General features: G+C 70.3%; 16 protein-coding genes. 4 read left to right on the top strand and 12 right to left on the bottom strand.

Features of this window, described 5'->3' with window-relative positions; translation table 11 throughout:
* Window positions 1-82 precede the first annotated feature (82 nt).
* On the bottom strand, window positions 83-1,597 hold the full coding sequence (locus BJ998_RS02335; RefSeq protein ID WP_184858056.1) for a sensor domain-containing diguanylate cyclase: 1,515 nt from the start codon (window positions 1,595-1,597) through the stop codon (window positions 83-85).
* A 1-nt stretch (window position 1,598) separates the two neighbouring features.
* Window positions 1,599-2,786: an FIST signal transduction protein gene (locus tag BJ998_RS02330; RefSeq protein ID WP_184858054.1), complete on the bottom strand. Its 1,188-nt coding sequence runs from the start codon at window positions 2,784-2,786 to the stop codon at window positions 1,599-1,601.
* A gap of 210 nt (window positions 2,787-2,996) precedes the next feature.
* Between BJ998_RS02330 and BJ998_RS02325 the strand changes: the two genes are divergently transcribed.
* Both BJ998_RS02325 and htpG read left to right on the top strand, forming a co-directional pair.
* Window positions 2,997-5,594 (top strand): GH92 family glycosyl hydrolase, encoded by a 2,598-nt coding sequence (locus tag BJ998_RS02325; RefSeq protein WP_246488501.1) that lies wholly within the window; start codon window positions 2,997-2,999, stop codon window positions 5,592-5,594.
* A gap of 154 nt (window positions 5,595-5,748) precedes the next feature.
* The gene (gene htpG / locus BJ998_RS02320) at window positions 5,749-7,641 is read left to right on the top strand and encodes a molecular chaperone HtpG (protein ID WP_184858050.1); all 1,893 of its coding nucleotides are present in this window, start codon (window positions 5,749-5,751) and stop codon (window positions 7,639-7,641) included.
* 131 nt (window positions 7,642-7,772) lie between these two features.
* Here the strand turns inward: htpG and BJ998_RS02315 are convergent, their stop codons facing one another.
* The 10 genes from BJ998_RS02315 to BJ998_RS02270 form a co-directional block, all read right to left on the bottom strand.
* Window positions 7,773-8,489, bottom strand: a complete 717-nt coding sequence (locus BJ998_RS02315; protein WP_184858049.1) for an NAD-dependent epimerase/dehydratase family protein — start codon at window positions 8,487-8,489, stop codon at window positions 7,773-7,775.
* 4 nt (window positions 8,490-8,493) lie between these two features.
* Window positions 8,494-9,684: a cytochrome P450 gene (locus tag BJ998_RS02310; protein WP_184858047.1), complete on the bottom strand. Its 1,191-nt coding sequence runs from the start codon at window positions 9,682-9,684 to the stop codon at window positions 8,494-8,496.
* On the bottom strand, window positions 9,681-10,280 hold the full coding sequence (locus BJ998_RS02305; protein ID WP_312889878.1) for a TetR/AcrR family transcriptional regulator: 600 nt from the start codon (window positions 10,278-10,280) through the stop codon (window positions 9,681-9,683). The genes BJ998_RS02310 and BJ998_RS02305 overlap by 4 nt, the downstream gene beginning before the upstream one ends.
* Window positions 10,281-10,439: 159 nt before the next feature.
* Window positions 10,440-11,441, bottom strand: coding sequence for a YdcF family protein (locus BJ998_RS02300; protein WP_184858045.1), 1,002 nt, complete (start codon window positions 11,439-11,441; stop codon window positions 10,440-10,442).
* 36 nt (window positions 11,442-11,477) lie between these two features.
* Window positions 11,478-13,349: a cellulase family glycosylhydrolase gene (locus tag BJ998_RS02295; protein WP_312889877.1), complete on the bottom strand. Its 1,872-nt coding sequence runs from the start codon at window positions 13,347-13,349 to the stop codon at window positions 11,478-11,480.
* A gap of 199 nt (window positions 13,350-13,548) precedes the next feature.
* On the bottom strand, window positions 13,549-14,838 hold the full coding sequence (locus tag BJ998_RS02290) for a helix-turn-helix domain-containing protein (RefSeq protein ID WP_184858043.1): 1,290 nt from the start codon (window positions 14,836-14,838) through the stop codon (window positions 13,549-13,551).
* A gap of 147 nt (window positions 14,839-14,985) precedes the next feature.
* Complete coding sequence (locus tag BJ998_RS02285) at window positions 14,986-16,623, bottom strand: dipeptide ABC transporter ATP-binding protein (protein ID WP_184858042.1); 1,638 nt, start codon at window positions 16,621-16,623, stop codon at window positions 14,986-14,988.
* Window positions 16,620-17,468, bottom strand: a complete 849-nt coding sequence (locus BJ998_RS02280; RefSeq protein WP_184858040.1) for an ABC transporter permease — start codon at window positions 17,466-17,468, stop codon at window positions 16,620-16,622. The genes BJ998_RS02285 and BJ998_RS02280 overlap by 4 nt, the downstream gene beginning before the upstream one ends.
* Window positions 17,465-18,424, bottom strand: a complete 960-nt coding sequence (locus BJ998_RS02275) for an ABC transporter permease (RefSeq protein ID WP_184858038.1) — start codon at window positions 18,422-18,424, stop codon at window positions 17,465-17,467. The genes BJ998_RS02280 and BJ998_RS02275 overlap by 4 nt, the downstream gene beginning before the upstream one ends.
* Window positions 18,425-18,428: 4 nt before the next feature.
* Window positions 18,429-20,162, bottom strand: coding sequence for a peptide ABC transporter substrate-binding protein (locus tag BJ998_RS02270; protein ID WP_184858036.1), 1,734 nt, complete (start codon window positions 20,160-20,162; stop codon window positions 18,429-18,431).
* A 133-nt stretch (window positions 20,163-20,295) separates the two neighbouring features.
* Here BJ998_RS02270 and BJ998_RS02265 point away from each other — a divergent pair, with 133 nt between their 5' ends.
* Together BJ998_RS02265 and BJ998_RS02260 are read left to right on the top strand one after the other, a co-directional pair.
* Complete coding sequence (locus BJ998_RS02265; protein WP_184858034.1) at window positions 20,296-21,435, top strand: ROK family transcriptional regulator; 1,140 nt, start codon at window positions 20,296-20,298, stop codon at window positions 21,433-21,435.
* Window positions 21,432-22,868, top strand: coding sequence for a M81 family metallopeptidase (locus BJ998_RS02260; RefSeq protein WP_184858032.1), 1,437 nt, complete (start codon window positions 21,432-21,434; stop codon window positions 22,866-22,868). The genes BJ998_RS02265 and BJ998_RS02260 overlap by 4 nt, the downstream gene beginning before the upstream one ends.
* The last annotated feature ends 1 nt before the right edge of the window (window position 22,869 follow it).

Here is a 22,869-nt window from a genome sequence, read left to right as displayed (position 1 = left end):
TGCAACCACGCAACCGACAACCACGACCACGCAACCCACAACCCGCAGCCACGACCACGCGACCGCAACCTCGAACACCCCGTCACACCGTCTGCTGAGTCTCCCCATCGGTGAACGCCAGCAGCATCTCGTCGGCAAACACGTCGTACCGCCCGCGCCCGTTCCGCTTGGCCCGGTACATGGCAATGTCCGCCCGTCGCACCAGCGCCGCCGGATCCGTCATCCCGTGCGTGCTCAACGCGATCCCGATGGACGCGTTCACCTGCAGTTGCCGCCCCGCGATCCGCATGGGCTCATGCAATCCGCGCAGAATCCGGTCAGCGACCTTGGCGGCGTCCCCCGGCGTGGAGACATTCTGCAGCATCACCGCGAACTCGTCCCCACCGAACCGCGCGGCCACGTCACTGTCCCGCAGCTGCGCCACGATCCGATCGGCCGTAATTGTCAGCAGCGTGTCCCCGGCCGCATGCCCCAACGTGTCGTTGATGGCCTTGAACCGGTCGAGGTCGATGAACAACAACGCGACGCGCCCGCCGCCGTGCCCCGTCAGCTCCAACTGATGCGCGAGCCGGTCCAGGAACAGGCTCCGGCTGGCCAACCCCGTCACCGAGTCGTGGAATGCCTGGTGCATCCGGTCGACGGTGTTGGCATCGGTCAGCGCCAAACTCACGTGCTCGGCGAAGGACTGCAGCATCTGCACCTCGGGCGGCGCATAAACCCGCCCGGGCCGCTCGGCCATCACCACGAGCCCGCCGGTAATGGTGCCGGAGTCGTGCACCGGGGCCGCCATCGACGCAACGCCTTCGGTGGAGTCGTCCTCGCACACGACAACCCCGCCGGACATGATCGCCGCCCCGACGGTGCCGGCCTCGGCCAGCGGCATCGTCGGCGTCTCCCGCTCGATGTCCACCGCCAGCCCGGCCCCGGCCACCAGGGAGATCTGCTGCGGATCCGAGTCGTCCCGCAGCCACAACCCGACGGCGCCGTCCCCGAGCAGTTGCCGCGCCGCCGCCGCGATCATGTCCAGCACCTGCGGCAGCGGCCGCCGCCGTGAGATCGCCCGCTGCACGTCGAACAGGTGCTCCAGCAACCGTTGCCGCTGCTGCAGCGACGCCAGCAGTTCGGCGTTCTCGGCCGCCTGCCGCTCGCTGCGCTCCCGCATCTCGTGCTCGGCCTGCAACGTCCGCAGCATCGTCAGGGCCAGCTCCAGCAGCCGAGCCATGCCCCGGACGACGTTGCGTTCCTCCACCGAGAACCCGCGCTCGCCCCACCGGGCCAGCACGAGGTGGCCGGGCCGGCTGCCACCCCAGTCGGCGGCGATGGCGTGACAATGGCCAACACCGGGCACGTCGACGTTGTCGCGTTCGCGGTGCGCCACCGCGACCAGGTCGTCCTGCGGCACCCGGCCCACCGGGAACCCGACGACGGCCGCGACCTCGTCGTCGATGACCACCGCGGCCACCTCGGCGTCCAGCGCCTGAGCGGCCCGCTCGACGGCGGCGTGCGCCGCCGACTCCTCGTCCGAGCACTCGGACACGACGGACAACAGCTCCAGCAGCTGCTGCCCGTCGTGGTAAGCGCCCCCGATGCTCGTCATCTCAGCCGAGGGCCAGCACGGCGAGTGTCTGGTTGTGGAACCCGTGGATGCCTCGGGCCCGGGCGATCTCGCCGTACGCGTAGAAGCCGGCGAACGGCGCCTGCTCGGCCCACTTGGCCAGCCGGGCGTTGTCCCGCCGCAGCGCCTCGTCGTCCAGCACCGCCCGCAGCGCCGCGCAGCTGATCGTCAGCAGCCCCACCGGTTCCCGGCTGCCGAGCCCGGCCAGCGCCTCCTGGCAGGCCGCGTCCGTGGCGGCCAGGATGGACTGCTCGTCGCCGGTCATGGCCCACACCAGGCCGCCGTGGTCGAAGTTGCCGCCGCCGCCCAGCGACCGGCCCTCCAGGTCGATCTGGGTGCTGACGTTGCGGGCGTCGACGCCGTTGCGCCGCTGCAGGCCCAGCGGCCGCGGCAGCGCGAACCGCATCAGCGCTTCCTTGTCCGTGTACGCCTCCGGCGGCGCGCCCAGTCGCTCCAGGTACACGTCCAGCGCCGGCCGGTCGTCCACGGTCTGGATGCGGCCGTCCCGGCTGCTGGTGACGATCATCGGCTCGCCGACCGTGCGGAAGCCGTGCCGCACGCCCACCGACAGCGGCGCCTCCGAGTGGATCGTCGCGGCCACGACGGCGTTGGTCAGCACCCGGTCGCCGGCCAGCACGTAGGCCTGTTTCATGCGCCAGCCGTCCGCGCCGGAGCCGCCGAACAGCGGCACGCTCGCGCCGAGCACGCTGTAGCAGCCGCGCACGATCTGCTCCTGCTCGCGGACGAGCCCGTCGGTCAGCAACACCAGCACCCGGTTCGGCAGGCCCGGGATCTCGGTCACGGCCCTGCCCAGTTCCACACCCGCGTCGCGCTGCCGGCCCGCCACGTTCTCGGCGGCGGCCGTGGTGACGGCGAAGCCGGGGCCGCCGATCGCGGCCACCACGACGGTGCCGTCATTGGCGCCGCCGTTGCAGATCTCGCCACGGGTGGTGCACCCGATCACCGGCACGTCGTCGCCGACGACGTCGCGCACGCCGGCGTGCACCTGCGCCGGGTCGTACGTGATCGCCGCGAAGACGATGAGCAGCTTCGGATCCGCCCCGGTCAGGGCGGCGCGTGCGGCCTCGGCCGCTGCGGTCCTCGATGCGGTGGTGCTGGATTGGCCGACACCCATCCAACGCCTGCCGTCGGGACCCGCGTCCTTGTTCATGACGCCTCCACTCGACGGCGGTCGGTCAGACACCGTAGTCGCTTCCCAGGCCGGTTGCGGAGTCGGCCATGTAGATCTTCACTCAAACGGCGCATCTGCGGGACAACGGACGGATCGCTCGATTGACAGCGCCGGCACGCATTGGTCTAGTGCTTCCCGTAACCAGATGGCTACCGTGGGGGGTGGGCCGGCATGCGGTTCCGTTCGGCAATGGCGGTTTCGACGCTGGTGGCGGGTTTTCTGGCGGTCACGGTGGGTCCTGCCGCCGACGCCGCGCCAGCCGATCCGACGACGCTGGTGAACCCGTTCGTGGGCACCGAGAACTCCGGCAACACCTTTCCCGGCGCGAGCGCGCCGTTCGGCATGGTGCAGGTGAGTCCGGACACCGGCGGCCAGGGCGGCTACGACTACGACCAGTCGGCGATTTACGGTTTCAGCCAAACCCATTTGTCGGGCGTCGGCTGCGGCGTGATGGGGGAGCTACCGGTCATGCCGACGACCGGCGCGGTGAATTCGGTGGATCCGGCCAAGTACGCGTCGGCCTATTCACACGACGACGAACAGGCCACGCCCGGTTACTACCGGGTCGGTTTGTCCACCTATGGCGTGAATGCGGAGTTGACCGCCACGCCGCGGACCGGCTGGCAGCGCTACACCTTCCCGTCGACGGCGGCGGCCAACGTCCTGTTCAACACCGGCCAGGCCAACCAGTCGGTGTTCGACTCAGAGGTCCACGTCGTCGACAACCACACGGTCGAGGGACGCGTGCACGACGGCGGCTTCTGCGCCGGGCACGACCAGCACACGGTCTACTTCACCGCCAGCTTCGACCACCCCTTCGCCTCGTACGGCGCCTGGCGCGGCACCACGCCCACGCCGGGCGCGAAGGACGCCGCCGGCTCCGGCGGCAACGGCGCCTGGGTCACCTTCGACGCCACCACCCAGCGCACCGTGACGCTGAAGGTCGGCATCTCCTACACCGGCATGGTCGGCGCGCGGGCCAACCTGGCCCAGGAGACCGGCGGTTCCTACGACTTCGACGCCACCCGCGCCGCGCTGCACAACGCGTGGATCAAGGAGCTGAACACCGTCGAGATCGGCGGCGGCAGCCCGGACCGGCAGACGGCGTTCTACACCTCGCTCTACCACTCCCAGCTGCACCCGAACCTGGCCGGCGACGTGGACGGCGGCTACGCCGGCTTCGACGCCAAGGTGCACCGGGCGGCGGACTACACGCCCTACCAGAACTTCTCCCTGTGGGACACCTATCGCCCGCAGAACCAGCTGCTGGAGCTGCTGCACCCCGACGTGGCCCGGGACGTGGCGCTGTCGCTGGTGGCCGCCGGGCGGGACGGCGGCTGGCTGCCGCGCTGGGCGCTGGCCAACAGCGAGACCAACATCATGACCGGCGACCCGGTGACGCCGTTCCTGGTCGAGGCATGGACGAAGGGCCTGCTCAAGGGGCACGAGCAGGAGGCGTACACGCTGCTCCGGGCCAACGCGACGAGCCTGCCGCCGGCCGGCTCGCAGTACAACGGCCGCACCGGCGAGCCGTTCTACACCGACCGCGGCTACATCCCGTCCGGCCTCAAACGCGGCACGGACTGCGCCGACAAGGGCGGCGACAACGACTGCGACCACCCGGCGTCCGCGACCCAGGAGTACGCCCTCGCCGACGCCGCGCTGGCACTGATGGCCGACGGCCTCGGGCACAAGGCCGACGCGCGGATGTTCGCCGCTCGCGGCCAGTGGTACCGGAACCTGTGGGACAGCTCCACCGGCCAGTTCCGGCCCCGCACCGTCGACGGCACCTGGCTCACGCCGTACGACCCGGTCGCCGCCGACCACCAGTTCCACGAGGGCGGCGCGTACCAGTACCAGTGGCTGGCGCCGCAGGACCCGGCCGGGCTGGTGCAGCTGATGGGCGGGCGCAGGACGGCCGAGCAGCGGCTGGACGCCTTCTTCGCGTACCCGCACCTGCTGACCGATCCGGGCCGGGCCGTCCACGACGACTGGATCTCCAGCCCGTACGACTACTACAGCAAGCCGACCTACAACCCGAACAACGAGCCCGACCTGCTGGCGCCGTACATGTACCTGTGGGCCGGCGCGCCGTCGAAGACCGCGACCGTGGTGCGGGCGGCGATGACCCTGTTCACCACCGGCCCGAACGGCATGACCGGCAACGACGACCTCGGCACCATGTCGGCCTGGTACGTGTTCTCCTCGCTGGGCCTGTACCCGACGACCAGCGGTGGCAACTTCCTGGCCCTGTCCAGTCCCCAGTTCCCGACCATGACCGTCCACACCGGACAGCGCCAGCTGACGATCACCGCGCCCGGGGTCACGGATGTGAACCGGTACGTCCAGAGCGTGGCGTTGAACGGCCGGGGCGTCAGCGCCAGCTGGCTGGGCTGGGACGACATCACCCGCGGCGGCACGCTCCGGGTCGCCGTCGGCAGCACACCGTCGGCGTGGGCGACCAGGCCCCAGGACGAGCCGCCGTCGATCAACCACGCCGCCCCGGACTCGCGCCGGCACGTGGACGCCTCGATCCGTGGCCTCGGCGTCGACGTGCTCGGCCAGGCCCCGGGCACGCTCCCGGTGGCGATCACCGCTTCCAACGGCTGGGTCGCAAACCCCGGCGCGCTGCTGCTGAAGTCGAACCACCTGCCCGTCCAGCAGACCGTCGCCCTGACCCCGCCACCCGGCACCGAACCCGGCAGCTACCAGGTCACGGTGACGGTCACCGCCGCCGGCGCCAACACCGTCACCCGCACCGCAACGGTCCAGGTCACCGCGCCCTGACGCCCCGCCGAAGTTCGGAACGGACCGTTCCTCTACTCCGAGTTTGGGAAAGGTCCGTTCACAGCTTCGGGCCGGCGCGGATTCGGTATCCTGCATTGTTCGGTGGCCCGGTGCTCGACGCCGGGCCGCCGGTGCGAACAGCGAAAGGATTCCGGTGAACACGCCAGTCGAGACGCTCGAGTTCCAGGCCGAGGCGCGCCAGCTGCTCCAGCTCATGGTGCACTCGATCTACTCGAACAAGGACACCTTCCTGCGTGAGCTGATCTCCAACGCCTCGGACGCGCTGGACAAGCTGCGCCTGGAGACCTACCGCGACAAGGACCTCGCCGCCGACACCTCGGACCTGCGCATCGAGCTGGTCGCCGACCGCGTCGAGCGCACGCTGACCGTCCGGGACAACGGCATCGGCATGTCCCGGGACGAGGTCGTCGGCCTGATCGGCACCATCGCCAAGTCCGGCACCGCCGAGTTCCTGCGCAAGCTGAAGGAGTCCAAGGACGCCGCCGCCAGCCAGGACCTGATCGGCCAGTTCGGCGTCGGCTTCTACTCGTCGTTCATGGTGGCCGACCACGTCACGCTGCTGACCCGCAAGGCCGGCGAGGAGACCGGCACGCGCTGGGAGTCCGACGGCGAGGGCACGTACACCATCGAGACCGTCGACGACGCCCCGCAGGGCACGTCGGTGATCCTCAAGCTCAAGCCCGAGGACACCGAGGACCACCTGTACGACTACACCGCCGAGTGGAAGCTGCGGGAGATCGTCACCCGGTACTCGGACTTCATCACCTGGCCGGTGCGGCTGGAGGTGGAGCGCAAGGTCGACGACAAGACCACGCGCGAGTTCGAGACGATCAACTCGATGAAGGCGCTGTGGGCGCGGTCCAAGGACGAGGTGCCGGCCGAGGAGTACACCGAGTTCTACAAGCACATCAGCCGGGACTGGAACGACCCGCTGGAGACGATCCACGTCAAGGCCGAGGGCACGTTCGAGTACCAGGCGCTGCTGTTCCTGCCGTCGAAGGCCCCGTACGACCTGTTCATGCGTGAGCGCAAGCGTGGCGTGCAGCTGTACGTCAAGCGGGTGTTCATCATGGAGGACTGCGAGGCGCTCATGCCGGAGTACCTGCGCTTCGTCAAGGGTGTCGTGGACGCGCAGGACCTGTCGCTGAACGTGTCCCGCGAGATCCTGCAGCAGGACCGGCAGATCCAGCTGATGCGCCGCCGGCTGGTCAAGCGCGTGCTGTCCACCGTGAAGACCATGATGGCCGACGCGCCGGAGAAGTACGCCACCTTCTGGTCCGAGTTCGGGCCGGCGGTCAAGGAGGGCCTGCTCAGCGACGCCGAGAACCGCGAGACGATCCTCGACATCGCCTCGTTCGCCTCCACCCACGACGCCGAGAAGCCCACCACGCTGGCCGACTACGTCGAGCGCATGCCGGAGGGGCAGGAGCACATCTACTACATGACCGGCGCCTCCCGGTCCATTGTGGAGAGTTCCCCGCACCTGGAGGCGTTCCGCGCCAAGGGCCTTGAGGTGCTCATCCTCACCGACGCCATCGACGAGATGTGGGTCGACGCCGGTGACGAGTACCGCGGCAAGAAGTTCCAGTCCGTGGCCAAGGGCGAGGTCGACCTGGACAAGGACAAGGAGTCCGACAAGGAGCAGGACGAGGAGTTCGGCCCGCTGCTGACGTGGCTGTCGGAGAACCTCACCGACAGCGTGAAGCAGGTCCGCCTGTCGTCGCGGCTGACCACCTCGCCGGCGTGCCTGGTCGGGGAGGCCGGTGACCTCACGCCCACGCTGGAGAAGATGTACCGGGCCATGGGCCAGCCGGTGCCGGCGGTGAAGCGGGTGCTGGAGCTCAACCCCGAGCACGCCCTGGTGACCAGCATGCGCAGCGCCTTCACCGAGGGCGGCCACGAGACCGAGCTGGGGGAGACCGCCGAGCTGCTGTACGGCATGGCGCTGCTGGCCGAGGGCGGCGAGCTGCCCGACCCGGCCAAGTTCACCAAGGTCCTGGCCGACCGCCTGGCCAAGAGCCTCTGACCCGCCTCACCCCGGTTTTTCAGTCACGTGAGTGGCTCACTTGGCCCTGGGAGCGAAGTGAGCCACTCACGTGGCCCCTGGAAGCGAAGTGAGCCACTCACGTGGCCCAGCTACCCCGGCACGTGGCCCCGCTAGCCCAACAGCGCCTGGGTGGCGGTGATGTCGAGGCGGCCGCCGGGCTGCTCGCTGATGGCGTTCACCACGGCGTAGCGCACGCCCCGCACCTCGATCGCCCGGACCATGATCCGGTAGAGATCCGCGGCCGCCAGGTGCAGGAACTCGTTGTACGGCTGAGGATCCGGCCGTGTGCCCTCCGTGTGGAAGGCGCCGATGCGTAGGGCGATCACCGACAGGCCGCGCTGCTCGGCGTAGAACCGGCCCAGCGCCTCGCCGAAGGCCTTGGTGACGCCGTACAGGTTGCCGGGGTTCACCGGGTCGTCGGCGGAGACCTGTTTGCCGGCCGGGTATCCCGACACGGCGTGCACCGACGACGCGAACACTACCCGGCGCACGCCGGCGTCGTGGGCGGCCTCGAACAGGGTGTGCGTGCCGACGATGTTGTTGGGCAGCAGCGACTCCCAGTCGGCGTCGAGCCGGGGGTCGGCGCCGAGGTGGACGACGGTGTCCACATCCTCGCAGGCCCGGGCCAGAGCGGCGGGGTCCGTGAGGTCGGCCGGCACGAAGTCCTCGGCCTCGACGGGCCTCGACGGCAGGTCGGTGGCCCGCAGCACGTACCGCCCGGCGACGTGCCGCAGGAACCCGGACCCGATCCGCCCCGCCGCCCCGGTGACCAGCACCCGGCCGACGGTCGCGTCCCCGGGCAGCGGGGTGCTCAGCGTGAAGACCATTCCGTCAGGCTATCCGCACCGGCAGCTCCCTCATCCCGCGCAGGATGATGTTGTCGTTGTACGTCGGGTCGCCGACCGGCTCCAGCACGTCCAGCCGGGCCAGCGCCTGGAACATGATGCGGCCCTCCAGCCGGGCCAGCGGCGCGCCCAGGCAGAAGTGCGGCCCGTGGCCGAACGCCAGGTGCCGCGACGGCTCGCGGCCGATGTCCAGCCGGTCGGGGTCCGCGCACACCTCGGGATCCCGGTTGGCCGCCCCGAACAGCAGGATCGCGGCGCTGCCGGCGGGCGCGTCGAGCGAGCCGACGGTGGTGTCCTGCAACGCGATCCGGGCGGTGAACTGCACCGGCGGGTCGTAGCGCAGGAACTCCTCGACGGCCCGGTCGGCCAGCGCCGGCTCGGCCCGCAGCCGGGCCAGCTGCTCGGGGTTGCGCAGCAACGCCAGCGTGCCGTTGCCGATCAGGTTGACGGTGGTCTCGTGGCCGGCGATCAGCAGCAGGATGCACGTCGTCAGCAGTTCGGCCTCGGACAGCACGTCGCCGGCGTCCTGCACCTGCACCAGCCCGGACAGCAGGTCCTCGCCCGGGTTGTCGCGGCGCTTGTCGGCCAGCCGCAGCATGTACTGCCGGAACTCCTCGCGTGCCTTGAACTGCCGCTCCCGGACGCCCTCCGGGATGAGGAAGTCGGGGTCGAGGCCGCGGGCCATGTCGTGGGACCACGCGACGATCAGCTCCCGGTCCTCGACCGGCACGTCGAACAGCTCGCTGATGACCGCGACCGGCAGCGGCCGCGCGATGGCGTCCATGAGGTTGACGGCGCCGCCCGAACGTCCCTCGGCCAGGGCGGCCTCGATCAGCTCGGCGGTGGTCTGCTCGATCATCGGCGCCAGCCGCTCGACGACCTTGCGGGTGAAGGCCTTCGACACCAGGCCGCGCAGCCGCGTGTGGTCGGGCGGGTTCATGCCGAGGAAGCTGCGCTGCTGCGGCGGGGTGCTGTTCAGCGGGCCGGTCTGGTCGGCCTCCGCGTGCCCGAACCTGGGGTCCCGCAGGACGTTCGAGCAGTCCTGCTGACGGGTCACGATGAACGGCTGCCCGTCGCCGCCGGAGATCGGCGCGGTCTCCCGCCACTGCCGGTAGGTCGGGTACGGGTCCTGCCGGAGCACGGGGTCGAGCAGCGCGAGCATGGACGGTGCGGTCATTTCTGCTCCTCATCTGCCTCGGCGCCGGTGAACAGCCAGCGCAGCGCCCGGCCGAACAGCTCGTCGGGCACGCTGTCGGGGTCCACCCGGCGCATCCGCACCAGCCCCTGGAACAGCGCGATGACGATGGCGGACAGCTCGCCGGCCCGGTCGGGGTCGGGCACCGACCGGCCGACCAGCTCGGTGAGCAGGTCCCGCGGCTCGCGCATCCGCTCGGCGTAGGTCTCCATCAGCTCCGGGTTGCGCACGGCGTACAGCCAGAACTCGGCCTGCAGCGGGGCGAAGTCGGCGTCCTTGTCGGCGACCTCGATCACGAGCTGGCTGAACGCCCGCCGCGCCTCGTCGGGCTCCGCGTCGGCCATGATCTCGGCGGCCCGGATGACCCGGTCGTTGGCCTTCTCCTTGAGCAGCTCGACGAAGAGCTGCTCCTTGCTGCCGAAGTTCGAGTACACCGCCCCGATCGAGTAGCCGGCCGCCTCGGCGATCTCGTCCACCGACGCGCCGGCGAGGCCCTTCTGCGCGAACACCCGGGCCGCCGCGTCCAGCAGCCGCTCGCGGGTGCGCGCCTTGGCCTCCGCCCTGGTCAGCCTCGTCACATAGCGGACGCTACTCGGATAGTGAGCGCTATGTCAAAGTCGCGCCGCCGGGAACTTCCGGCCGGGGTCACCCACGCACAGCGCGAAGGTGCTCGGGTCGCTCGGCTTCCTGATGGTCATGAGCACAACACCCGAGGCCGCTGGCCTGGGCGGTTGCCCCTAGGCGCCCTTGATCAATCCCAGCAGGCCGACGGCGCCGAACATCAGGCACAGCACGATGTTCTTCACCCGGTGCTCCACCAGCACGGCGACGAACTCGCGCAGGAACGCGTTGGGCCAGAAGTAGCGGGCGGTCGGAGCGCCGAGCACCTGCCCGTTCACCTTGGCCCGCCGGGCGTACAGCGCCGCTCGCAGCACGTGATAGTTGCTCGTGACGATGGTGCAGCGGTAGTCGGGCTTGTCCTTGAGCATGATCTGCCGGCTGAAGGTGAGGTTCTCCAGCGTGGTGGTGGACTTGTCCTCCAGCAGGACGGCCTCGGCCGGAACGCCGGTGGAGATCAGATAGTCGGCCATCGCCCGCGCCTCGGACACCGGCTCGTCCGGGCCCTGGCCGCCGGAGGTGATCATCAGCGGTGCGCCGCCGCGGCCGCGCACCTGCTCCCACACCTGCCGGCCGCGGTCCAGTCGCCCGGCCAGCAGCCTGGACACCTCGCCGCGGATCAGCCCGGCGCCCAGCACCACCACGAAGTCCACGTCCCGGCGCTGCCGCACCCGGCCGTAGAACACCGAGTAGGCGAGGAAGCAGCAGAACACGAACGAGATGTAGAACAGCATGCCGGCGATGCTGATCATGACGGAGACCAGGACCTGGTTGCGGGTGCCGAGCGCGGTCAGCGCCAGCACGAAGAAGCCGACGATCACCAGGCCGGCCAGCGTGGTCAGCACCGACGACGGCCGCAGCCCCTCGCGCCGGATCATGGTGAGACCGTTGACGAACAGGAACACGGTCAGCGCCACCGTGGTCAGCGGCACGGCGATCGCCAGCAGCACCAACGGGATCACCGCCAGCGAGCCGAGCGAGCCCAGCGCGCCGAAGCCGAGGAAGAACAGCGCGAACACGAGGTAGACGCCGTTGCGCAGGCGCCTGCGGTCGATGAGGAAGCTGACCAGGAACACCGCGGCCCAGCCGAGGCCGAACGCCAGCCACACCAGCGTGTTCATGGGCTCAGACTGTAGCCGGTCGAGCCCGCCCGGCCGTCAGCGCGTCCCCTTGTCCCCGGCATGCTGCCCGGTTCTCCCCAGCAGCGACACCTCCACGGCGCTGTCGTGCTGGCTGACCAGCACCTGGAACCGGCGGCCGTCCTCGTGCACGAGCACGTCGGCGAACACCAGTGGATCGTCCACTGTGGCTTCGCGCCGCACGCCGGCGGCCGCGGCGAGCGCCTGGTACAGCCGGTAGGTGGCCTCCGGGTTGACGTCGGGCTGCGTGGAGGCCATGTACTCCAGCGGGTACGTGCACAGCACCGCCCAGCCGTCGCCGACCCGGTTGCGCAGCAGGAACGGCCGGCCGTAGTCGTCGACGGCCAGCACCTCGGCGGTGGTCGGCGTCACCGGCAGGAACGCCCGGCCGTGCTCGTTGCCGCCGGCGTGGAACCGGAGCACCTGATCCGCCCGCAGGTAGCCGAGATCCTCCACGAACCGCATCGAGACGATGTCCTCGAGGATCGGCGCCACCAGCCCGTACCGGAGTTCCGGTCGCACGCCGAAGAAGTCGCCCAGCCCCGGGAACCACGGCCCGCGGTTGCCGCCGTGCGTACCTGAGCAGTACGACAGGTACACCGTCGCCCCACCGCGGGCGAGTTCCCCGAGCCGCCGGAACGTCGGCGCCATCAGCTGGCGGGTCGACGGCAGCAGGTAGAGCAGCGCGTCGTCGGCGATACCGTCCTCCTCGCGCGTGAAGCCCGGAGCCAGATCCGCCTCGCGCGCGGCGACATAGGCCTGCCGCAGGGAATCGAACACCAGCCGCCGGTCGTCCTCGACCACCGTGACGGGATAGCTGCGCTCCAAATAGGACGAGACCACCAGTGCCACGTCGGTGTCGGCTCGGTGGGTCCGCTCGAAGTCCACTTCGGACAGTGTTCGGGCGAAGCCTTCCAGCTCCCGCAGCGCCGCCTTGGGCTGCCCGGCCGAGTCGGTCACGCCGAAGTGCATCTCGAACGGATGGTGCCGGTACGGGTCCTGGTCGGCCAGGTCGTCGAAGTCGGTGTTGTTCCACGCCAGCCAGCCGGTCGCGCCGGCCAGCATGGTGGTGTGCAGCACCTGCCGGTAGTACTGGGCGGTGTTCTCCTCGGACGCCCAGTCCCCGGACAGCCCGAACTCCTCCAGCACAACGGGTTTCCCGCCGACCGCGGCCAGCTCGCACAGGAACGCCGCGTTCAGGTTCTGCCGCACCGGATCGGAGTCGGTCGGATAGACGTGCGGCCCGACGAAGTCCGTGAGGCCGGCCAGTTCCCGCACGGAGAAGCCGTTCTCGACACCGGTCACCTCGATGCCCCAGGCGCCGTCGCCGATCGACACCGGCTGGGTCGCGCCGCCGGCCCGCACAGCCTGCACCATCAGCCGTGCCCACGCCGTCACGTGTTCCCGCGGCGCGGGCGGCTCGCCGCGGCGCCGCCCGTAGATCGGCATCTCGTTGCTGATCAGCCACGCCGCGACGGCCGGATGGTCGTGGAAGCGGCGGGTGATCCGCTCGACGAACCACGCCTGCCGGCTCACCAGCTCCACGTCCGCGTAGAGGTCGCGGCCGTGCCGCCAGGCCGGATCCCAGTTCTCGCCGGACATGTGGCCGACCAGGAAGGTCGGCACCGAGGTCATCCCGAGTTCCACATGGGCGTCGAGGAAGTCGGCCAGCTTGTCGACCATCTGCTCGTCGACGCGGTCGGGCTCCGGGTGGAAGTCCGGCCAGTAGCAGAACGAGCGGGTCACGGTGACCCGGTGCCGGGCCAACGTCGCCAGCTCGTCCCGCAGCACGGCCGGGTCGTAGTTGCGCCACATCAGCGGACCGCCGGTGCGCGACCAGAAGTTCACGCCGAGCCAGCTCGTGCCCAGCCGCGGTGACGGCCGTTTCACGACGATCTCTCCCCTCGCCGCCGTCGGGACTCCGGATGGCGCACGGGATCCGGCCGGTTGACGGGCGGGTGGTTGACGCCGAGGCGCGGCTGCGCCACAGTCACCGTCACGGCTGTCCCCTGCGCTCGGAAATGGCCCGTTTCTCGCCCCGCAATGGGAGCATGCAACGAGCCCGTGACCCGGGTCAACGGTTTCCGATTCATGTATCCAGGTTCGTTTCGATGCGCAACCGGTAGAGCGTGCTCGGGCGGCCCTTGCGGTGCGTCTGCGCGCTGCCGTCCGGCTCCACCAGCCCGCCCGCCAGCAGCTTGCGCAGCAGCCGCCGTCCACTCGGGTCGGTGATGCCCAGCGCGTTGGCCAGTTCGCTCGGCGAGAGCGTGCGGCCCTGTTGCCGGCGCTCCACCGACACCAGCCGGGACAGCGTCGCCGGGCTCAGCCCGACCGATCGGGCAAGTCGTTCGAGCCGCGGGCCGTGGTCCCGCACGGTGAACTCGGCCGGCCGGCCGTCCCGGCCCATCGGTCCGACCACGACACCCGAGTGCTCGATCAGGTATCCGGACGGACGTCCCTCCGCCTCGGCGCGCGCCGCCGCCCGCTCGGCCAGCGTCACGCACGTACGAGCGGAACCGCCGATGCCGAAGCCGGCCGCGACCCGGATACCCAGTTCCTCCTCGGCGCGGTCGAGCACCGGCACGGTCGCCCAGTCGTGCGTCACCTCGTCGAACAGCGCCTTGTGCGCCAGCACGAGCAGCCCGCGCCGGCCCCGGTTCTCGATCAGCGCGTCGGCGAACTCCGGGGTGTTCACCAGCAGGTTCATCAGGCCGACCCGCGCCCGGTCCACGTCCTGGTCGCGGCTCTGCTCGGCGACGAGGAACACACCGGCGGCGAACCGGAACTCGTCGGCGCGCCGGGCCCGGATGCGTTGCCGCAGGTCGAAGAGTCCCGCCCGGACCGCGGACGGGATCGTTCGGGTCTGCACCACCGGCAGCTTGCCGCGTAGCCGGTTGGCCACCTCGACCCGTGCGCTGATCACGTAACCGGAGCGCTTCACCGTGCGCAGGTGGTGGTCCACGACCTCGCTGGCCGGCTGGCCCGGCTGATACGGCAGCGCGGTCACCTGAGCCGACTTCACGTTGAGCGCCGCGGTGACCTCGGCGACGGCGTCGTGATCGAAGCTGTCGATCGACACCGGCGGGCTGAGATGCTTGGCCTGCGCGGTGGAGAACGCCAGCGCCAGCGCCAGCGGCGCCGGCCGCAGCACCGTCACCGGCAGCTCGTCGGGCAACAGGTGCCGGCAAGCGTCGTAAGGGAGTCGGCCGAGCAGCAGCCCGTCCAGCGGGTCCCGCAGCAACTCGGCCACCGCCTCCGGCACACCAGCGTCGTGCGTGTACTCCGCCCAGCGCAGCGTCAGGTCCGCGATGCCGGCGGCTCCCTCCGCGAACACGTGCCGATGTCTCGGGTGCAGCACAACTCCGACCGTGACGCCCATGCCCGTCCCCCTCCCCGCAGTGGACTGCCGGGCCAGCATGCGTCAGCGCGTTGCCCGGAGTCAGTCGGCCGTCACGCACAAGTCCCTTCGGGCACCAACATCTCTGCACGTTCGGGCTACCGCCCGGAATGGTCCCCATCACCCCGTTCAGGCGCTCGCCAGTCGACGACGGTCACGCTGCGCGGCCGGATCCGGCACGGGGGAGGCGAGCAACAGCGCTTGCGTGTACGGATGCGAGGGGGAGTGCAGGACCGTCGCACAGGGGCCCTGCTCCACGAGTTGCCCGGCCCGCAACACCGCCACCCGCGAGCAGACCCGGTCGACGACCGCGAGATCGTGGCTGATGAACAGGCAGCCGAAGCCGAACTCGACATGGAGCCGCTCCAGCACGTCCAGCACCGCCGCCTGCACGGAGACGTCCAACGCGCTCGTCGGCTCGTCGGCGATCAACAGATCCGGCCCCAACACCACGGCCCGCGCCAGACTGACCCGTTGCCGCTGGCCACCGGACAACTCGTGGCCGCGGCGCTCCAGCAACGACTGCGGCAGCTCGACGGCATCCATCAGCTCCCGCACCTTGCGCCGCCGCTCGGCCTTCCCGACCCGGGTGTGGATCACCAGCGGCTCGGCGATCGTCTGCTCCACGGTCTTGGTCGGATCCAGAGAGGATGCCGGGTCCTGGAACACGACGCCGAGCCGGCGGCGTGCTCGGCGGTCGAGCTTGCCGCCGAAGACCTCGACCGCGCCCGATCTCGGCGTGACGAGGCCGAGGGCGCACTGGGCCAGGGTGGTCTTGCCCGAACCGGATTCGCCGACCAGGCCGACGATCTCGCCGGGGCCGACGCTGAGCGACACGGTGTCGACGACCCGGCGGCCGTGGTACTCGACGACGATGTCCTTGAGGCTCAGCACCGGGGATTCGATTTCGGGCTGCTCCTCGTGCGGGGTGTCGCCGAGCTTGGGCACCGCGGCCAGCAGTTGACGCGTGTAGTCGGCCTGCGGGTTGGCGAACAGCGTGTCGGTGTCGGCCTCCTCGACGACCTTTCCGTTGCGCAGCACCAGGACCCGATCGGCGATGTCCGCCACCACGCCGAGGTTGTGCGTGATCAGCAGCGTGCCGGTGCCCTCGGTGTCGCGGATGTCCCGGAGCAGGTCCAGGATCTGCTGCTGCACGGTGACGTCCAGCGAGGTGGTCGGCTCGTCGGCGAGGATCAGCCCCGGCCCGGCGGCGATGGCGATGGCGATCAGCACCCGCTGCCGCAGGCCGCCGGAGAGCTGGTGCGGGTACTGCTTGAGCCGCTTCGGCGCGTCCGGCACGCCGACCCGCTCCAGCAACTCCACGCAACGGCCGTGGTAGTGCTTGTGCCTGCGGGGCTCGGGATCGTGGTTGCGTATCGCCTCGGCGACCTGGAAGCCGATGGTGTGCAACGGGTTCAGCGCCGTCATCGGCTCCTGGAACACCATGCCGGCGCCACGCCCGCGCAGCTGCCGCAGCTCCTCGCCGGTCGCCTTCCGGACGTCCTTGCCGGCCAAGGTGATCGTGCCCTCGACGCGGGCGGACCGGGGGAGCAGGCCGAGCGCCGCCAGCGCGACCGTGCTCTTGCCGGAGCCGGACTCGCCGACGAGGGCGACGATCTCACCCCTGGACACGGTCACCGACAGGCCGTCCACAGCGACGGCGGAACCGTAGCCGACCCGCAGGTCGGTGATCTCCAGCACGCTCACTGCGGCACCTCGCCGGCGCTCGGTGTCCGCGTTGAACGATTCGCTCGCAAGCTCACTCATGCCCGCCCCCTCGCCGCGAACGCGTCGCGCAGCCCGTCGCCGACGAAGTTGATCGCGCACACGACGAGCACGATCGCGATGCCGGGCGGCAGGATCAGCCACCACGCGCCGTCATAGGTGTACGTGATGCCCTTGCTCAGCATCGCGCCCCAGTCGGTGGCCGGCGGCGGCACGCCGAGCCCGAGGAAGCTCACGTACGCCACCAGCAGGATCGCGTCCGCGATCTGGAAGGTGCCGGCCACCACCAGCGTGCCGACGGCGTTCGGCAGCAGGTGCTGGAACACCACCCGCAGCCGCCCGGCGCCCATCACCGTGATCGCCTTGACGAAGTCACGCTCCCGCAGCGTCGCCGCCTCGGCACGCATCAGCCGTGCCGGCACCAGCCACGACACGCAGCCGATCACCAGCGACAGCACCGGGATCGTGGGGGTGATGAGTGTCGCCGCCACCAGCAGCAGGAACAGCGCGGGAATCGCCACGCCGGTGTCGACGATCCGCATCAGCACCGCGTCCAGCCAGCCGCCCGCGTAACCGGCCAGCGCTCCCCAGATCGCGCCGATCGCCGTGGCCAGCAGGCCGGCGAGCACGCCGATCGCCAGCGACGTCCGGCCGGCGACCATGAGCCGGCCCAGCACGTCGTAGCCGAGATCGTCGGTGCCGAGCGGATGCCCCTGCTGGCCCGGGGACAGCCGGGCGGCGTCGAGTGCGGTGTGCACCTGGTCGGTCTGGTACAGCAGCGGCCCGGCCAGGCAGAACGCCACCACCAGGACCAGGATCACCGCGCCGGCCAGGGCGAGCCGGTTGCTGCGCAGCCGGAACCGGGTGGGCAGTGCGATGGTGGTCATGACTTCGCTCCCGGCACCCGGACCCGCGGGTCGATCAGCAGTTGGACGACGTCGGCGAGCAGCGAGCCGAGCACGGTGGTCACCGCGATCACCAGCACCACACCGAGCAGCACGGGGAAGTCGGCGTTGCGGGCGGCGGTCCAGAACAGCAGCCCGACGCCGGGATAGTTGAACATCGACTCCACCACCAGCGAGCCGCCGAACACCACCGGCACCGAGTAGCCGATCAGCGACACCACCGAGGTCAGCGAGTTCGGCCAGACGTGCCGCCACAGGATCGTGCGCTCCGGCGTGCCCTTGGCCCGCGCGGTGCGGACGTAGTCCTCGGCCAGGTTGTCCACTGTGGACGAGCGCATGTACCGGCTGTACGCCACGGCCGTGCCGGCGGCCCCGGCGACCACCGGCAGCACCAGCGAGGCCGGCTGGGACAGCAGGGAGGCGATGTCGTCGCCCTGTGCGGCCTGCGCCGGGAAGACCGGCCAGACCTGCGCGAACAGGATGATCAGGATCAGCGACAGGAAGAACACCGGCGTCGCGTACAGCACGAACGCCAGCCCGGTGCTGACCACGTCGAACGCCCGGCCGCGCCGGGTCGCCTGCCACACGCCCAGCGGCAGCGCGACGACGATGCCCAGGATCGTCGATGTCGCCGTCAGGACCAGGGTTTTCGGCAGTCGCTCGGCCAGCAGCGTGCTGACGTCGGTGTTGAGCGTGTACGAGGCGCCGAGGTCGCCGTGCAGCAGCCGGAGCAGGTAATCCCAGTACTGCACGGGAAGTGGCTGGTCGAAGCCCTGGCTCCGGTTGAACGCCTCGATCTGCTCCGGCGTCGCCTTCACACCGAGCACGCCGCGCGCGGGGCCGCCGGGCAGCAGGTGCAGGATCACGAACGTCACCACGGTGACCAGGAAGACGACGAGCAGGGCCAACAGCAGTCGGCGGGCCAGGAATCGGGTCATGGCGTCACCTCCGGTACCAGCGCTGGGGTTGCAGGCCGGCCAACGGGTCCTGCGTCACGCCGCCCAGCGAGGTGTCGATCGCCGACACCTGGTACGGCGGGTTCGGCATCCAGATCACCGGCAGCTGCTCGGCGAGCCGGGCGCTGTAGTCCACCATGGACTGCGGCGAGGTGGACAGCGTGGACGCGGCGATCAGGTCGTCGGTCGGCTTGTCCTGGTAGTTGCCGAAGTTCACGCTGGCGCCGGTGGCGAACAGCTGCTCGCCGCTGGGGTAGGCCGGGAAGTACCAGCTGCCCTGCGTGCCGAAGTAGGACAGCTGCCAGGCGCAGGCCGGGCTGCTCGGCTCGCACGTGGTTCCGTTGGCCAGCACGGTGTTCAGCGGCTGCGCGTTGATCCGCAGCTCGATGCCGATCCGTGACAGCTCCGACTTGAGCTCCTGCATGGTGCCGTCCGTCTCGTCGGATCCGGATTCGGTCAGCAGCGTCATCGACAGCCGGGTGCCGGCCTCGACTCCCGGCCCGCACTTCTCGGGCTCCCGGCAGGCCAGCACGCCGTCCGGATCGGGCCGCCAGCCGTGGTTCGCGAGCAGCGCCTTCGCCGCGTTCAGGTCGAACGGGTAGGGATTGTTCTTCTGCGTGTCGGACAGGTAGGTCGGGTCGTTGTCCTGCGGCACCGGGCCGTAGCCGGGAGTGGCGGTGCCGCGCCAGATCACCTGCGAGATCGCCTTCTGGTCGACCGCGTGCTGGATCGCCTGTCTGACATAGAGTTGCTGGAACACTTTGCCCAGCGTGGGATTGTTGAAGTTGTACGGGATGTAGGTGATGGACCAGCCGTTCCACGGCTCGATCCGGTAGCCCAGCGACTCCAGCTTCGCCTTCTGGCCCAGGTTCGTCGTCGGCACGTAGCCGTAGTCGACGCCGCCCGCGAGCAGCACGTTGTACTCGGCGGCGGAACTGGTGAAGGTCAGGAACGTGATCTTGTCCAGGTGGGCGGCGTCCTCGCCGGTGTAGTGCGGGTTCTTGACCAGCGTGACCTGTCCGGTGGGGGAGAACGACTCCAGCGCGAACGGGCCGTCCACGACCTTCCACAGTGGATCGGCGTTGTAGCCGCCGAGGTTCTTGGCCTGCGACACCAGGTAGTCGAAGGTCTTGCGGGGATCCGGGTCGTGGGCCCAGGCGTGCTGCGGCAGCGGCGTGATCAGCGCCAGTTGGTTGGCCGTGAACCAGCCCGGGTTGTACGTCTTGTCCAGGGTGAGCGTGAAGGTGTGGTCGTCGACGACGCGGAAGTCGGTGACGTCGTCGGGCATCAGGCCCTTGGTGTAGGCGCCCCAGTCGTCCTTGGCCGAGCGCACCAGGTCGAACCAGAACTGGACGTCCCTGCTGGTCAGCGGCGTGCCGTCGGACCAGGTCAGCGGCTTGAGCGTGATGGTGACGGACTTGCCGTCCGGGGCGTACACGGGTGGCTGTGCGGCGCTGGCCTTGTCGTCGCGGCCGACGGCGCCGGACGAGCCGTCGTAGGCGTAGAGCGGCACGAACAGCACCGACTGGACGACGCCGTTGTAGCTGGCGGTGTAGCCCGGAACGGCCAGGGGCAGGATCCAGTTCGGGGTGGCCGAGGGCGGCAGCGCGAAGCTCACGGTGTTCGGGCCGCCGACGCCGTGTCGCACCTGGCCGCCGGCGCACGCCGTCAGCACGAGACAACACACCAGGGCGGCCAAGCGGCCGAGCCTTCGTCGCATCCCGCCTCACTTCCAACAAAGCTGTTGTAAGTCCTCTTGCTGGGATTTTTCGGCCGACTATACTCAGGACGGCCAGCAGGTGAATGTCCGGCGAGCGAGGATTCTCGACACTTGCACCAGAAATGTGTCAACGATGCACGGGCTTGAGGCCAGCGCCGCCCGCGTGGTGGAGCTGGTCGCCGCCGGCCGCGCCACCTCCCGCAACGACCTCGCCACGGCGCTCGGGCTGCCACCGTCCACAGTGAACCTTCGCGTGCAGGCTCTGCTTGCCGCCGGTGTGTTGGTGGAGCAGGGTGAAGGCCGCTCGCAGGGCGGCCGGCGGCCGCGGCTGCTCACCGTGAACCCGGACTTCGGGCACGTCTGGACCATCGACATCGGGTCCCGGCACGTGCGCCTCGGGCCGATGGACATGACCGGCGCGTTGATCAGCACGCACGAGCTGTCGATCACCATCGACACGGATCCGGTTGTGGTGCTGGGCGAAATCTCCGCGGCGGTGCACGACCTGGCGTTGTCGGAACGGCCGGCCGGACGGTGGCTCGGGGTCGGGGTGGGGTTGCCGGGGCCGGTGGACGTCGTGGCCGGCACGGTGACGCTGCCGTCCAGAATGCCCGGCTGGCGCGGGTTCCCGGCTCACGAGGCGCTGCAACGGTTGTTCGAGGCGCCGGTGGTCATCGACAACGACGCCAACCTCATGGCCCTGGGGCAGGCCCGTCGCGGTGCGCCGGGCGAGACCTTGGTGGTGGTCAAGGCCGGTACCGGCATCGGCGCCGGGCTGGTCGTCGAGGGCCGCCTGCATCGCGGCCGGGACGGGGCCTCCGGTGACATCAGCCATGTGCGGATCCCGGCCGGCGGTGATCGGCCGTGTAGCTGCGGCAACCATGGTTGCCTGGAGACGGTGGCCAGCGGCGCGGCCCTGGTGGCGCAGCTCGGCGTCGCCAGCACCGCCGATGTCCTGGCCGCCACCGAGGATGCCAACGCCACTGTGATCACGGCCGTTCGGCGTGCGGGCGGTTTGCTGGGCGAAGTGCTGGCCACGGTGGTCAACTTCGCCAACCCCGACGCTGTGCTGCTCGGCGGCGCACTGGCCGGCTCCGAGGCCTTCGTCGCCGCTGCGCGCGGCGCTCTGTACGAGCGATGCCTGCCGTTGGCCACGCGGCGGCTGCGGATCGACACGGTGCTCGGCGGGGCCGACGCGGGGCTGCTCGGCGCCGGCTCGCTGGCCCTGGAATCCGTCCTGGACGAGGCCATCAGAGGGGAGACGCGTCGATGACACGCATCGGGATCGCCGGCATCGCCATCGAGTCCAGCACCTTCTCGCCGCATCGGACCACTGTGGACGATTTCCGCGTCACCCGTGGGGACGATCTGCTGGCTCGCTACTCGTTTCTCGACTTTCCGGACGTGGAGTGGGTGCCGCTGCTGCACGCCGTGTCGCTGCCCGGCGGGGCCGTCACGGAGGAGACGTACGCCGCGCTGTCCGAGGAGATCTACGCCCGGCTGCGTGAGGCCGGCCCGCTCGACGGGCTGTTCTTCGACATCCACGGCGCGATGAGCGTGCTCGGCCGGGTGGACGTCGAAGCCGACCTGATCGAGGGCATCCGCGCCGTCATCGGCCCCGATGTTCTGGTGTCGGCGTCGATGGACTTGCACGGCAACGTCTCCTGGCGCCTGGCCCGTGCCCTGGACCTGATCACCTGCTACCGCAAGGCCCCGCACACCGACGCCTGGGACACCCGTGAACGGGCGGTCCGGAACCTGGTGAAACGCTTGCGCGACGGCGGAAAGCCACTGAAGGCGTGGGTGCAGGTGCCGGTGCTGCTGCCCGGTGAGAAGACCAGCACCCGCATCGAACCCGCCCGCAGCGTCTACGCCCTCGTGGACGAAGTCGAGGCCCTGCCCGGAGTCCTGGACGCCGCCATCTGGGTCGGCTACGCCTGGGCCGACGAACCCCGTTGCCAGGCGGCGGTCGTCGTCACCGGCGACGATCTCGACGTGATCACCGCTCAGGCTCACCGGCTCGCTCGTGCCTACTGGGACGCCCGCCGCGACTTCGCCTTCGTCGCCCCCACCGGAAGTCTGGCTTCCTGTGTCGCGCAAGCGCTTGCCAGCCCGGCGAGGCCGTTCTTCATCAGCGACTCCGGCGACAATCCGACCGCCGGCGGCGCTGGTGACACCTCGTGGACCCTACGCGAACTGCTCGGCATGCCCGAAGTCCTGCAGCACACCACGATCTACGCCCAGATCGTCGATCCGGCCGCCACCGCCGCCGCCGTTCGTGCCGGCATCGGGCAGAAGGTCGAGGTGTCCGTCGGCGGGCATGTCGACTCCGGGCCGTGCGGGCCGGTGCCGCTGAACGCCGTGGTGGAAGCCGTCGACTCCGATGATCCGGTCGCCGGAACGGCCGTGGTGCTGGCCGTCGGCGGGCTCAAGGTGATCGTCACCGAGCGGCGCAAGCCGTACCACCTCGAATCGGACTTCCTGGCGCTCGGGTTGTCCCCGCGCACCGCCGACCTGGTCATCGTGAAGATCGGCTATCTGGAGCCGGAACTGTACGAGATGGCCGCCGACTGGCTGCTCGCGCTCACGCCCGGCGGCGTCGACCAGGACCTGCCGCGGCTCGGGCATCGGGGCATCGTGCGGCCGATGTTCCCGTTCGACCCGGACATGCCCGACCCGGACCTCACGCCCGTGTCCACCTGGTGAG

It is taken from the genome of Kutzneria kofuensis (assembly GCF_014203355.1).
GTDB lineage: Bacteria > Actinomycetota > Actinomycetes > Mycobacteriales > Pseudonocardiaceae > Kutzneria > Kutzneria kofuensis.
This window is presented reverse-complemented; position numbering and strand designations above follow the sequence as displayed.